Source organism: Pseudomonas sp. TWI628 (assembly GCF_039673865.1).
In the GTDB taxonomy this organism is placed as follows: domain Bacteria; phylum Pseudomonadota; class Gammaproteobacteria; order Pseudomonadales; family Pseudomonadaceae; genus Aquipseudomonas.
In genome coordinates this window covers 1-14,325 of the sequence record NZ_JBDJMM010000023.1, presented here as the reverse complement: position 1 = coordinate 14,325, position 14,325 = coordinate 1, and the positions used below count along the sequence as shown (strand labels likewise).

The 14,325-nt window shown below is 61.9% G+C and carries 7 protein-coding genes; 2 read left to right on the top strand and 5 right to left on the bottom strand.

From position 1 onward, the window contains the following. Window positions 1–28: 28 nt before the first annotated feature. From ABE528_RS18510 to ABE528_RS18500, 3 genes are read right to left on the bottom strand one after another with little or no spacing between them, the layout of a single operon-like run. Window positions 29–1,348, bottom strand: coding sequence for a TldD/PmbA family protein (locus ABE528_RS18510; RefSeq protein ID WP_346653733.1), 1,320 nt, complete (start codon window positions 1,346–1,348; stop codon window positions 29–31). Next, window positions 1,348–2,790 (bottom strand): TldD/PmbA family protein, encoded by a 1,443-nt coding sequence (locus ABE528_RS18505; RefSeq protein WP_346653732.1) that lies wholly within the window; start codon window positions 2,788–2,790, stop codon window positions 1,348–1,350. Before ABE528_RS18505 ends, ABE528_RS18510 begins: the two co-directional genes overlap by 1 nt. A gap of 31 nt (window positions 2,791–2,821) precedes the next feature. Continuing rightward, complete coding sequence (locus ABE528_RS18500) at window positions 2,822–4,624, bottom strand: acyl-CoA dehydrogenase (protein ID WP_346653731.1); 1,803 nt, start codon at window positions 4,622–4,624, stop codon at window positions 2,822–2,824. A gap of 317 nt (window positions 4,625–4,941) precedes the next feature. Here ABE528_RS18500 and ABE528_RS18495 point away from each other — a divergent pair, with 317 nt between their 5' ends. Then, window positions 4,942–7,833: an RHS repeat-associated core domain-containing protein gene (locus ABE528_RS18495; protein ID WP_346653730.1), complete on the top strand. Its 2,892-nt coding sequence runs from the start codon at window positions 4,942–4,944 to the stop codon at window positions 7,831–7,833. 92 nt (window positions 7,834–7,925) lie between these two features. On the opposite strand, the gene putA is transcribed toward ABE528_RS18495, so the two are convergent. Then, on the bottom strand, window positions 7,926–11,879 hold the full coding sequence (gene putA, locus ABE528_RS18490; RefSeq protein WP_346653729.1) for a trifunctional transcriptional regulator/proline dehydrogenase/L-glutamate gamma-semialdehyde dehydrogenase: 3,954 nt from the start codon (window positions 11,877–11,879) through the stop codon (window positions 7,926–7,928). A 358-nt stretch (window positions 11,880–12,237) separates the two neighbouring features. Between putA and putP the strand changes: the two genes are divergently transcribed. Next, window positions 12,238–13,716, top strand: coding sequence for a sodium/proline symporter PutP (gene putP, locus ABE528_RS18485; protein WP_152958601.1), 1,479 nt, complete (start codon window positions 12,238–12,240; stop codon window positions 13,714–13,716). 126 nt (window positions 13,717–13,842) lie between these two features. Here putP and ABE528_RS18480 read toward each other — a convergent pair whose 3' ends face one another. Next, on the bottom strand, window positions 13,843–14,100 hold the full coding sequence (locus tag ABE528_RS18480) for a hypothetical protein (protein ID WP_152958599.1): 258 nt from the start codon (window positions 14,098–14,100) through the stop codon (window positions 13,843–13,845). Window positions 14,101–14,325 lie beyond the last annotated feature (225 nt).

The following is a 14,325-nucleotide window of genomic DNA, read 5'->3' as shown; positions in this document are numbered from 1 at the left end:
GAAGCCGCGAAGAGGCCGGTACTGCCAATCACAATGTCAGGGTCAGCCCTTTGACCAGCGCTCCAGGCAGATGACTCGACCCGGTACTGCGCTGCCCATAGGTACTGGTCGACAGGATCATCTCGCGCTCGCGGGTCAGATCCTCCAGCTGGCTGCCCAGCAGGCTGTACAGGCTGTCATCGAAGCGCATGGTGCTCACCGGTCCCTGTATCTCGCCGTTCTCCACCCAGAAGGTGGCGAAACGGGTCAGCCCGGTCATGCGTGCCGCTGGCAGGTCAGAGTAATTCAGGTACCACAGGTTGCTGATATACAGCCCGGTACCAAGCCGTTCAAGGATCTGCTCGCTGGGCAGGCTACCTGGCGCCAGGCTCAGCGCGCACGGCGACTCGTAGCTGTCGGCACCATTGGCCAGCAACTCGAACTCAGCGGCGCTGCGGGCACTGACCAGCCGCTGCATCGCGTTGCCCTGCTGGATCAACGGCACATCCAGGCGCGGTGAGCCCTCGTCGGAGAATGCCGGGCTCAGCGAGCCGCTGACCTGCTCGCTGAAGCTCACCAGCGGGTGCAGTTGCGCATCACCGTTGTACAGGCGCTGCAGGGCGCTGTTGCCGGTGGCCAGGGCCTGTGCCGAGAAGCCCCCCCAGCAGAGCATGCCGGCGATTTCGTCCATGGCCGCGGGTGCCAGGTAAGCACGGTAGCTGCCGGGCTTGAGGGTTACTGCCGGGCGGCCGAGAAAACCCAGCTGTTGCCGTGCCAGGCGCAGGCGGGCGGTGAAGTCCTCGGCACTCCACAGTTGGCCAGCATAGTTGGCCTTAACCGCCTCGCCGTTTTCGTGGAACAGGCTCCAGTCGAAGTTGAAGCTGTTGGCCTGGTGCCAGCCAATAGCCCCGAACGAGCTGGCGAAGCCCCGGCAGATGGGGCCGGCGGCGTAGATGCCGACCAAGTCCAGGTCACCGGCCTCGCGATCGAGCAGTGCCAGTACTTCGCTCAGCGCGGGCAACGGCTGCTCTTGCTGGCTGTGGCTGTGCCATGCGCTTTCGTCCAGGCTCAGGTACGGGTCGACGGCCAGCAGTGGCAAGGTCTGGCGCAACTGCTCCAAGGCTGCGATCAGGCGTTGCTGGTCAAGTCGCGCATCGCCACTCAGGGTCACCTGCTGTTCTGCCTGGCGGCCATCGCGGATCAGCCGCAGTTGCGCGCTGGCCTGGCTCACTTCGCCGGCCTGGCGCACCTTGGCGTGATTGAAACGCACGAATTGCGACTGTTCGGCACTGTAGCCGAGGGTGAATTGTTCGTCGGCGTGCAGGGCATGCCGCAGCTGCGCGATCAGGGCTTCGAAAACAGCTTTCATCAGGCGTCGCCTCCGAATACGTCGATGTGGCTGAAGACACAGGCGGGCGAGGCATGCCCGACCCGCACCACCTGGTTGGGTTCGCCTTTGCCGCAGTTGGGCGTGCCCAGGACCTGGAAGGTGCTGCGGTCGCCGACCGCCGCGAGGTTGCGCCAGAACTGCGCGGAGATGCCGCGATAGTTGGGGTTCTTGACGATGCCCTTGAGCTCGCCGTTCTCGATCAGCTGGCCCCATTCGCAGCCGAACTGGAACTTGTTGCGCGCATCGTCGATGGACCAGGAGCGGTTGGTGCGCATCAGGATGCCGTGCTCGATGCCCCGGATCAGCTGGTCGAGAGACTGGTCGCCCGGTTCGATATTGAGGTTGGCCATGCGGTCGATCGGCGCACGGTTCCAGCCGCAGGCGCGGCTGTTGGCAACGCCATCCAGGCCCGAACGGAACTGCGACAGGGCGCCGCCCAGCGGGCGCAGCAGCAGGCCGTTGCGGATCAGGAACTGCTTGCTGGCGGCGGTCCCGTCATCATCGAAGCTGTAACTGGCCAGCTCTTCGCTGATGGTCGGGTCGAAGGTCACGTTGAGCAGGCTGGAGCCATATTGCAGGTGGCCGAAGTCGCTGGCTTTGACGAAGCTGGTGCCAGCGTAGTTGCGCTCGTCGCCGAGGATGCGGTCCATCTCCAGCGGGTGGCCGATGGATTCGTGGATCTGCAGCATCATCTGGTCGGGCATCAGCAGCAGGTCACGGGCACCGCTGGGGGTGTTCGGCGCCAGCAGCAGCTGCAGCGCCTGGTCGGCGATCTGGCGGGCAGCACCGACCAAGCCACAGCGCTCGACGATTTCGAAACCGCCTTGCTGGCCGAAATTGTCGCGGCCCAGGCTACGGCTCTGGCTGTCCTGGCCGTCGCTGGCGGTGACGCTCAGCCCCGGGAACAGGAAGCGTTGGGCATGGCGCAGCTCGGCGCCGGCCGAGTTCAGGTAGGTCTGCTCGACCAGGGTCAGGCCAAGGCTGGCCTGCCAGTCCACCAGGCGGCTGTCCTTGGGCACGCTGGCCGATTCGGCGGCGAGCAGGCCCAGGCAGTCGGCCAGGCTCGGTACTGGCTGGTCGAAGTTGGGTGAGATGTGGTCGTGACGAGCGCTGGTGACCGGTTGCTCGCGTAGGTCGAGCAGGCTGTGCCTGGCGATCTGTCGCGCCAGTGCCTCGGCTTGTTCCAGTGCCCGTTGCAGGCCGGCTTGGGACAGGTCGGCAGTGGCCGCATAGGCCTCCACTCCCTTGACCCGCACCGTGAGCATGGCGCCTTCGTCGTGGCTGAAGATCGGCGGCTCGGCCACATTGCGACGAACCGAAAGCGCCTGGTGCGACTGTTTCACATGGCGCAGGGAAAACAACTCGGCCGTACTGCGCAGCGCGGCAAAGCGCTGGCGCAGCAGGGCGCTGGAATCGAACATCTGAAAGCCTCCGTTTTCACGGTGGCTCCCCCTAGAACCACCCGTCTTGCATGGCGAGGCAAGTGTCGTCGCGCGCCTCGAGCAATGCCAGGTCATTATGGCAGGCGGGGATTTCCCAGGTCAGGAAATAACGCGCGGCCTGCAGCTTGCCGAGGTAGAAATCGCGGTCGGCAGCGCTGCCCCTGAGCAGGCCAAGCTCGGCGTGGATCGCCTGTTCCAGCCAGCGCCAGCCGATCACGCAATGGCCGAAGGCTTTGAGGTACAAGGCGGAGTTGGCGAGGGCGCCGGCGATCTTGCCCTGTGCCAGGTCGCCGAGCAGGGCCAAGGTTACCGTTTGCAGGCGGTTGACCAGTTGCTCCAGTGGCTGGCGCAAGCTGTCCAGGCCCGGATGCTGGCTGGCGCGCTCTGCGGTCGCAGCGATCAGGCGAATCAGTTGCTTGAGGCCGGCGCCGTTGTTCTGCGCCAGCTTGCGGCCCAGCAGGTCGAGCGACTGGATGCCCTCGGTGCCTTCGTGGATCGGGTTCAGGCGGTTGTCGCGGTAGTACTGCTCCACCGGGTACTCGCGGGTGTAGCCGTGGCCGCCGAGAATCTGGATCGCCAGTTCGTTGGCCTTGAGGCAGAAGGTCGAGGGCCAGGACTTGACGATCGGGGTCAGCAGGTCGAGCAGTTCCTGAGCCTGCCTGCGTGCGCTTTCGTCGCTGGCGGTGTGGGTGTCGTCGAACAGGCGCGCAGCGTACAGGCCCAGGTCGAAGGCGCCTTCTATGTAGGCTTTCTGGGTCAGCAGCATGCGCTTCACGTCGGTGTGCTCGATGATCGGCACGGCGGGGCTTTGCGGGTCCTTGTTGTCCGGCATGCGGCCCTGGGGGCGCTGGCGAGCGTATTCCAGGGAGTATAAATAGCCTGCGTAGCCGAGCATCACCGCACCCATGCCGACGCCGATTCGTGCCTCATTCATCATCTGGAACATACAGGCCAGGCCCTGGTGCGGCTGTCCGACCAGGTAGCCGACGCACTGGCCGTTGTCGCCAAAGTTGAGCGCAGTGGAAGTGGTGCCGCGCCAGCCCATCTTGTGGAACAGCCCGGCCAGCAGCACGTCGTTGCGTGGGCCACGGCTGCCGTCTTCGTTAACCAGGTACTTCGGCACGATGAACAGCGAAATGCCCTTAACGCCGGGCGGCGCGTCCGGCAGCTTGGCCAACACCATGTGCACGATGTTCTCCGATAACTCTTGGTCGCCACCGGAGATGAAGATCTTGTTGCCCTTGAGCCGGTAGGTGCCATCGCCAGCGGGTTCGGCACGGGTGCGGATATCGGCCAGCGACGAGCCGGCGTGGGGTTCGGTCAGCGCCATGGTGCCGAAGTAGCGGCCTTCGATCATCGGCTGCAGGTAGAGGCGCTTCTGCTCTTCGTTGCCGAAGCTCTCGATCAGGTTGGCCGCGCCCATGGTCAGGAAGGGGTAGGCCGTGGTGCCGGCATTGGCGGCCTGGAAGTGGGCGAAACAGGCCTGTGAGACCAGGCTGGGCAACTGCATGCCGCCGACGTCGAAATCGCGATTGGCGTTGAGGAAGCCGGCTTCGAGAAAGGCATCGACGGCCGGCTTCACCTCGGGGATCAGTTCGGCGCGGCCGTCCACATAGCGCGGCTCGTTTTCGTCGGCCTTGCGGTTGTGCGGGGCGAAGAATTTCTCGGCGATGGTGCGTGCTGTGGTCAGGGCGGCGTCGAAGGTTTCGCGGCTGTGCTCGGCGAAGCGCGGGCGCTGGGTCAGGGCTTCGGCGTCGAGGACTTCGTAGAGTTCGAAGGCGAGGTTGCGCGGGCTCAGCAGGGTCTCGGGCATGTTAGGTGTCCTCGGGGGCGTGAACCGAGTGTAGGGCTGCTCCATGGCAGCGGCTACCATGATTGATCCAGATGATGGTTGATTACAGCCCTGCATGTTTCGCAGTTTTACGCAGGCCCGGACGAATCGATTCTTCCTGATACTGTGTTGAGCGGGATATATGAGAGTGGCGTGTGAGGCACGATTTTAAACCGTCTACAACTGGCATTTGTGAGAGGGTGAGCTCGCCTGTGTTTGGGGGTAGTGTGGTTCGTGCTGAGTAAGTGACTCGTCCAAATATGACGCCCTCGCGGCGCCCAAGCAAATGGGTATCATGCATGTTCAACTCTGCTGCGGCCGTTAACGCAAACACCCCTATGGTCAGGGTGTTTGCTCGCGGATTGGTTGTTGGTGAAGTTGCCTATCATCGTCACTTTGCTGATTTGGACGATACCCGGACGCGCATTACCCGCCATCAGTATGATATGCGCGGTCGTCGCAACCGTAGTGTTGATCCGCGCCTTGTCCAATTTGGGCGGGCAAATTTCATGTATACCCATGACCTGGTTGGGAATGCCCTGCGTACAGAGAGCGTGGATGCGGGTATTGCCATTGCGCTCAACGACAGTGCAGGCAGGCCCTTGCTCAATGTGGAAAATATGGATGGTTACCCCGATGAAGGGGATGATTACAGTCAGGCTGTGACGCGCAGTTTTTTTTACGAGAATGTCCCTGGCGCAGGCCGGCCGTTGTACGTTGCCGAACATACCGCCGACGGTATTCGCTGTATCACCGAGCGTTTTGTATATGGTGGCCTTGATGTAACGGAACAAGACCACAACGTGGCAGGGCGATGCATTCGTCGCTATGACACGGCAGGCGTAGTGGTGCGCGACCGTATGGCCCTCTCGGGCGTGGAGTTGTCGGTTACGCGGCGGTTGCTGCTGCACGGTGACGATAAGCAGACCGATGTCGATTGGCGAGGCGATGACGACGCTGCCTGGGACAGGTGTCTGGAGCCGATCAAGCAGGCTCACAAAACTTGCTTTACCAGCGATGTTTTCGGTGCACACCTTTCAATGACTGATGCCGCCGGCAATCAACAGCGTTTGGGCTACGACGTGGCGGGACGGCTGACGGGCAGCTGGCTCACCCGGATGGGCGCAGTTGAACGAGTGATAATGCACTCCTCCGTGTATACCGCCGCAGGGCAGAAGTTATCGGAGGCACAGGGTAATGGCGTTGTCACGGATTATTCCTACATGCCTGCCACCCAGCGCCCGGTGGTCATTCGCTGTGCTCGCCCTGCCGGCCACAAAGCGGGCATGAAGATATTGCAGGACTTGCGCTACGCCTATGATCCGGTAGGCAATGTACTCAGTGAGCGCAACGAAGCCGAAAGCGTCAGGTACTGGCGCAATCAAGCGGTAGTGGCAGAAAGAACCTGTCGTTATGACAGTCTCTACCAGCTGGTCCATGCCACTGGGCGCGAGTCGGCCGATGTCTGTCTGAGAACGAGGGATCAGCCTGGTCATGTTGCTTTCGACAGCGCCACGTATACCAACTATTCCCGTACCTACACCTACGATATCGCTGGCAATCTGAGCCGTGTGGACCACAGTGCGCCTTCCAGCAACTGCCAGTATTCGAGAAAAATCACAGTCAGCGACCGCAGCAACCGGGCAGTATCCATTGAGCTTGCCGAAACCCCTTCAGCAGTGGAGGCGTTGTTCAGGCCAGGAGGCCAGCAGGCATTGTTGGCGCCGGGGCAGCACTTGGCATGGACACCGCGCGGCGAGTTGCAACGGGTTGCGCCGATCATGCGTGAAGGGCGACCAGATGATAGCGAATTCTATCGTTATGGTAGCCAGAGTCAGCGAGTACTGAAAGTCAGCATCGCCTGCACCGCCAGTAGCCTGCGCGTACAGCGAGTGACATATTTGCCGGGTTTGGAGTTGCGATGTTCAGCCAATGAGTCTCGGCTGGAAGAAGATCTTCGAGTGATGACGGCCACAGAGGCCGGCCGTGCTCAGGTACGTCTCCTGTACTGGCCGGCGGGAGCGCCTGAAGGCATGGCAAACGATCAGTTACGTTACAGCTACGGCGACCTGCTGGGCAGCGGCACGCTGGAAGTCGATGGGGCGGGGAGCGTGATCAGCCAAGAAGAGTACTACCCGTTCGGCGGCACGGCGCTGTGGGCAGGGCGAAGCGAACTGGAGGCAAGTTACAAGACGATCCGGTATTCAGGGCAAGAGCGTGATGCGACTGGGCTTTATCATTACGGTCGGCGCTATTACCAACCCTGGGTTGGGCGCTGGCTGAGTGCTGACCCGGCGGGTACTGTGGATGGTCTGAATTTGTATTGCATGGTTCGAAATAACCCAACCACGCTGAAGGATGTGGATGGGGAGCAGAGTTTTGAGGGTGCCTTTGGCGAAGATTTCAAAGTACTGGACAGCGTGCTCATGTTCCCGAGAATTTTCGAGGGTGAGCAGGAGGGAGTTGTTTTCAAGGGCAATATTGATGCGACTGCTGTTAAAAGAAGAACGACCGTGTTTTGGCAGCGTAAGGTACCTACCTATCAGCCAACTGAGTCGGAAAGCGTCATAGGTCCTGCTGGCGGCAAGCAAGATGTTTACGGGCCTGAAGCGCAGTACGCCTTGGGCATGCAAGTCACCGAGTTGTTCGCAAAAGACATCAGACGGGGCACCTATTCGGTGGTGGCGGGGGACAGCGAAATGCCGTTGCTGGCAACCAATCTCGATGAGCATTTCAACGTTCAACAGCGAGGCGTCATTTCTACTATTGCCCATCAAGGACATCTATTCGATACCCGGCGGTTGCTGGAGGGTATTGAGCCTGTAGGAGGGCTCGTTGATGACGCTGGCTTGATGCGTGCAGTTTGGGTGCCGGCGCCTTTGGCGGACCCTGAACACAAAATTCAGGTTGAAAAAGGAGAACATCCTTTGGTCAGGATCAGTTCAAGGCAAAGATATATGCTCAGGGATGTTGGATCTGAGCAATTGAATGGCAATCTCGACGTTATTACTGAGCAGACCACTCGGTTGGGTTTGACGGTGGTTGATGGCGTGGATATTTATTCCCACCAGAGTGAGCATCCATCGGTGCAGACAATTCGTATTGTGCACACCAGTGAGCCGATTGTGCCAAGGCATTCGAGGTATTCGAACTTATGGTTCTGGAAGAAGAATAGTGCTCCGAAGGTTTGATGCGTGGAACTTTTGAGTCAGGGCCCTTGCATTATCCTCGCCAGTAAAAAAAGGAGAGCCGAAGCTCTCCTTTTTCATCAGCAACCATGGCGTCAGCCGATGGTCATCAGGCTGGCATTACCACCCGCCGCCGCCGTATTCACACTCACCGCCCGCTCGATCACCAGGCGCTCCAGTGCAATCTGGTGGTCGCCGCTGGACAGCCCGTGCACACCGACGATCGCGCCAGCGCGCTTGGCCACCTGCTGGCACACGCTGCGCAGCTGGTCGGAGTCGCCATGGTGGATCACGGCGTCAAACGCCACTTCATCCTTGTTCCAGTCCGCCACCAGCTTGACCTTGGCCTGCAGCTCACGCGGCAGGCGGCCGCGCAGGGCCTTGCCTGGCTCGCTGTCAGCCCACACCGCCGAGCTACCCACCGCCAGCACGGCAGCGAATTGCGCCAGCAGGTCGGCTTCGTTGTCCGCCAGGCACAGCACATGCTCGCGCGGCAGGATGGTGTAGGTGTTGCGCTCACCGGTCGGGCCTGGCAGCAGGCGGGCGATGCCGCTCTGCGACTGGCCGGCGAACTGGCTGCACAGGGCGGCCAGGTCGGCGTGCTGGTTGCTCTCGGCCCAGGCCTTGAGAACGTGCAGCGGCTTGATCAGCTGGTCGTGCAGGGCGCGGTCCGGCTGGCCTTCGCCGTCCTGATGCTGGAAGTGGCGGCCAATTGCATCGGCCGGGCGCGTCGACAGCAGGCGGTACAGGTACAGCGGGCCGCCGGCTTTCGGGCCAGTGCCGGACAGGCCTTCACCACCGAACGGCTGCACGCCCACCACGGCGCCAACGATGTTGCGGTTGACGTACATGTTGCCGGCGTTGGCGGTTTCCACCACCTTGGCGATGGTCTCGTCGATGCGGGTGTGCACGCCGAGGGTCAGGCCGTAGCCAGAAGCGTTGATCTGCTCGATCAGCTGGTCCAGGTTGCGGCGGTTGTAGCGCACCACGTGCAGCACCGGGCCGAAGATTTCACGCTTGAGTTCGTCGAAGCTGTCCAGCTCGATCAAGGTTGGCATGACGAAGGTGCCACGCTTGATCTCGGCCGCATCGGCGATTGCGACTTGATAGACCGTGCGGCCTTTCTCGCGCATGCCCTGGATGTGCTTCTCGATCCCGGCCTTGGCCTCGGCGTCGATCACCGGGCCGATGTCCACGGCCAGGCGGTCCGGGCAGCCCAGGCGGCTCTCGGCCATGGCGCCCTTGAGCATTTCGATCACGCGGTCGGCGGAGTCTTCCTGCAGGCACAGCACGCGCAGGGCCGAGCAACGCTGGCCGGCGCTGTCGAAGGCTGAGGACACCACGTCGATCACCACCTGCTCGGTGAGTGCCGAGGAGTCGACGATCATGGCGTTCTGGCCACCGGTTTCGGCGATCAGCGGGATCGGCCGGCCCTGGTTGTCCAGGCGGCCAGCGACATTGCGCTGCAGCAGGCGGGCAACTTCGGTGGAGCCGGTGAACATCACGCCTTTGACGCGCTCGTCACCAACCAGGCCGGCACCAACGGTTTCGCCGCGGCCTGGCAGCAGTTGCAGCACGCCTTGCGGAATACCGGCTTCCAGCAGCAGGCGCACGGCCTGGGCGGCGATCAGCGGGGTCTGCTCGGCCGGCTTGGCCAATACCGGGTTGCCGGCTGCCAAGGCGGCGGCCACTTGGCCGGTGAAGATCGCCAGCGGGAAGTTCCACGGGCTGATGCACACCACCGGGCCCAGCGGGCGGTGGGCGTCGTTGCTGAAATCGTTGCGAGCCTGCACCGCGTAGTAACGCAGGAAGTCCACGGCTTCGCGCACTTCGGCGATGGCGTTGGCGAAGGTCTTGCCGGCTTCGCGGATGAGCAGGCCCATCAACGGCTGGATTTCGGCTTCCATCAGGTCGGCGGTGCGCTCGAGGATCGCGGCCCGCTCGGCTGGCGGCGTGGCCTGCCAGATTGGCGCAGCGTTAAGCGCGCACTGGATGGCATTGTCGACGTCGGCGACGGTGGCTTCCTGCACGTGGCCGACCACGTCACGGTGGTCCGCCGGGTTCAGTACCGGCACGGCAGCAGCCTCGCTGGCGGCGCAGGCCAGCAGTGGGGTGGCTTTCCAGTCGTTGTTGGCAGTGGCCAGCATGGCGCAGGACAGCGACGCCAGGCGGTGTTCGTTGGCCATGTCGATGCCGGCCGAGTTGGCCCGCTCGCGGCCATACAGTTCACGCGGCAGCGGGATGCGCGGGTGCGGCAGGCCGATGCTGCCTTCCTGGGTGCCCATGCGTTCGATGCTGGAGACCGGGTCGGCGACCAGTTCCTGGATGGAAATCGAGTGGTCGGCGATGCGGTTGACGAACGAGGTGTTGGCGCCGTTCTCCAGCAGGCGGCGAACCAGGTAGGCCAGCAGGGTTTCATGGGTGCCGACCGGGGCGTACACGCGGCACGGACGGTTCAGCTTGCCGTCGGCGACCTTGCCTACAACCTGTTCGTACAGTGGTTCACCCATGCCGTGCAGGCACTGGAACTCGTACTGGCCCGGGTAATAGTTCTGGCCGGCAATGTGGTAGATGGCAGACAGGGTGTGGGCGTTGTGGGTAGCGAACTGCGGGTAGATGGCTTCTGGCACGGCCAGCAGCTTGCGGGCACAGGCAACGTAGGACACGTCGGTGTACACCTTGCGGGTGTAGACCGGGTAGCCTTCCAGGCCTTCGACCTGGGCGCGCTTGATCTCGCTGTCCCAGTAGGCGCCTTTCACCAGGCGGATCATCAGGCGGTGGCGGCTGCGCTTGGCCAGGTCGATGACATAGTCGATCACGTACGGGCAGCGCTTCTGGTAGGCCTGGATGACGAAGCCGATACCGTTCCAGCCCGCCAGGGCCGGCTCGAAGCACAGGCGCTCGAGCAGGTCGAGGGACAGTTCCAGGCGGTCGGCCTCTTCGGCGTCGATGTTCAGGCCGATGTCATATTGCTTGGCCAGCAGGGTCAGCGACAGCAGGCGCGGGTACAGCTCTTCCATCACGCGCTCGTACTGGGCGCGGCTGTAGCGTGGGTGCAGTGCCGACAGCTTGATCGAGATGCCCGGGCCTTCATAGATGCCGCGGCCGTGGGAAGCCTTGCCGATCGAGTGGATCGCCTGCTCGTACGAGGCCAGGTACTTCTGCGCGTCGTGTTCGGTCAGTGCGGCTTCGCCGAGCATGTCGTAGGAATAACGGAAGCCTTTGGCTTCGAAGCGGCTGGCGTTGGCCAGCGCTTCGGCAATGGTTTCGCCGGTGACGAACTGCTCGCCCATCAGGCGCATGGCCATGTCGACGCCCTTGCGGATCATCGGCTCGCCGCTCTTGCCGATGATGCGGGTGAGCGAGGAGGTGAGGCCGGCTTCATTATGGGTGGAGACCAGTTTGCCGGTCAGCAGCAGACCCCAGGTAGCAGCGTTGACGAACAGCGACGGGCTGTTGCCCAGGTGCGGCTGCCAGTTGCCATTGCTGATCTTGTCGCGGATCAGGGCGTCACGGGTACCTTTGTCAGGGATGCGCAGCAGGGCTTCGGCCAGGCACATCAGGGCAACGCCTTCCTGGGACGACAGGGAAAACTCCTGCAGCAGGCCCTGAACGATGCCGGCACGGCCGCCAGCACTCTTCTGGTTACGCAGTTTTTCGGCGATGCCAGCAGCCAGCTTGTTGGTGGCTTCGGCCAGTGGAGCGCTCAGGCGCGCCTGCTCCAGCAGCATCGGCACGACTTCCTGCTCGGGGCGGCGGTAGGCGGCGGTGATCGCCGAGCGCAGTACCGACTGCGGCAGGATGCTCTCGGCGAATTCGAGGAAGCACTGGTGGGCGTGGTCTGGCTGGACTTCGCCAGCGTCATCGGCCAGGTTGTTGGCGTGACCGTTGAGTTCGGTCAGGGTAGCGCCACCCTCGAGCTTCTCCAGGTAATTGAAGATCGCTTGCTTGATCAACCAGTGCGGCGTGCGGTCGATGGACTGCGCAGCTGCTTTGAGTCGCTCGCGGGTCGGGTCGTCAAGTTTGACCCCAAGGGTGGTCGTCGCCAATTTCTTATCCTCATTATTGCCACGGTTGTGGCTTAAGCTGCGCCAAGATTAGCTGTAGCCGTTTTCGGGTGCAACCAGGTGCAACCCGAATTTTTTGAGGAAAAGGTGCAACTCGTCTGAGGATTCATCCTACAGCTTAAAAAGAGTTCATAACGGTGCGTTTTCTTATGAAAAATCGTGTTTTTGCTCCAAAAGGGAGCAAAAAATAGGATTTGTCGCAAAGCGCACGAGCGGGTGCAACTTGCAAATGAAAAATGGTTGCACCGACTTTGCGTTGTTGCATAGGATGCGCCGCCTGGGTGCAACCGTCTTCGAAGACGGTTGCGTACGAGATAAAAACAAACGCCAGGGCACACGCATGGGCAATCCACTAACGATCACCTTTGTGATCTACATCGCGGCAATGGTGCTGATCGGTTTCGCGGCCTATCGCTCCACCAACAACCTTTCCGACTACATCCTCGGCGGTCGCAGCCTGGGTAGCGTGGTCACCGCACTCTCCGCCGGTGCTTCCGACATGAGCGGCTGGCTGCTGATGGGGCTGCCGGGCGCCATCTACTTCTCCGGCCTTTCCGAAGCCTGGATCGCCATCGGCCTGACCGTAGGTGCTTACCTCAACTGGCTGTTCGTCGCTGGCCGTCTGCGCGTGCAGACCGAGCACAACGGCGATGCGCTGACCCTGCCGGACTACTTCTCCAGCCGCTTCGACGACAAGAGTGGCGTGCTGCGGATCATCTCGGCGATCGTGATCCTGGTGTTCTTCACCATCTATTGTGCCTCCGGCATCGTTGCCGGTGCCCGTCTGTTCGAAAGCACCTTCGGCATGCCGTACGAGACTGCCCTGTGGGCTGGTGCCGCCGCGACCATCGCCTACACCTTCATCGGTGGCTTCCTGGCGGTGAGCTGGACCGATACCGTGCAGGCTTCGCTGATGATCTTCGCGTTGATCCTCACCCCGGTGATCGTGCTGATTTCCACCGGTGGTTTCGATACCACCATCCTGGCCATCGAAGCGCAGAACCCGGCCAACTTCGACATGCTCAAGGGTGCAACCTTCGTCGGCATCATTTCGCTGATGGGCTGGGGCCTGGGCTACTTCGGTCAGCCGCACATCCTGGCGCGCTTCATGGCCGCCGACTCGGTCAAGTCGATCGCCAAGGCGCGTCGCATCTCCATGACCTGGATGATCCTGTGCCTGGCCGGTACCTGCGCCGTGGGCTTCTTCGGTATTGCCTACTTCTCGGCACACCCTGACCTGGCTGGCCCGGTCACCGAGAACCACGAGCGCGTGTTCATCGAGCTGGCCAAGATCCTGTTCAATCCGTGGATTGCCGGTGTGCTGCTGTCGGCTATCCTGGCGGCGGTGATGAGCACCCTGAGCTGCCAGCTGCTGGTTTGCTCCAGTGCCCTGACCGAAGACTTCTACAAGGCCTTCCTGCGCAAGAACGCTTCGCAGGGCGAACTGGTCTGGGTCGGCCGTCTGATGGTGCTGGCCGTGGCCCTGATCGCCATTGCCATGGCGGCCAACCCGGAAAACCGCGTGCTGGGCCTGGTGGCCTACGCCTGGGCCGGCTTCGGTGCTGCCTTTGGTCCGGTGGTGCTGATCTCGGTGCTGTGGAAGGGCATGACCCGTAACGGTGCGCTGGCCGGTATCGTGGTCGGTGCGCTGACGGTGATCCTGTGGAAGAACTTCGACACGCTTGGCCTGTACGAAATCATCCCTGGCTTCCTGTTCGCCAGCATTGCCATCATCCTGGTGAGCAAGTTGGGCAGCCCATCGCAGGCGATGGTGCAGCGCTTCGAAACCGCTGATGCGGCGTATCACGCTGACAAGTAACGCTTGTGCCAGCAGTCGCGCTTGGCGCTGTCTGCTGGTCGTGATCCATTGGGCGTTGGCCCGGTAAACGCAAGCGGCCCGAACAATCTGATTGTTCGGGCCGCTTGCGTTTTCAGCGAGGCGTGATTACAGCGTGAACTTCACTCGTGTTGCCTCGAACGCGCCGGCTTCCCTTGGGTGGATCAGTGCGTCGTAATCGCCGGGGGCGTATCCGCTCATGGTCAAAGACCAGGTTGTGCCGTTCGAGTGCGGTACGACCAGGTTGTCAATGCTGCCGTCGGGCTTCTTGATTTCAAGCATTGCAGTGTATGGCACGTTTTCGATGCCGAGATCGCCGTGCAGAAGTGGTGTCGCGGTGTTGTCAAACTTGATGGAAGCTTTCATGTGAAGTGCTCCTTGGTGAGTGGAGGCACGATTGTTGGTTTTCGGCCTGCATCGAGGAACAGGGTATGGCTACCCCCGGCGCGGGCTGCTGAAATGCTCGGGATGTCCCGTGAAAACGAGGGTGTCAGAAATTTTGTGTTCGGGCATAACATGAGTAAGAGGTGCATGTATGCCAACCAAAAAGAAACCCTTGCGTGACCTGCCCAAAATCCCCAAAGAGCTGCT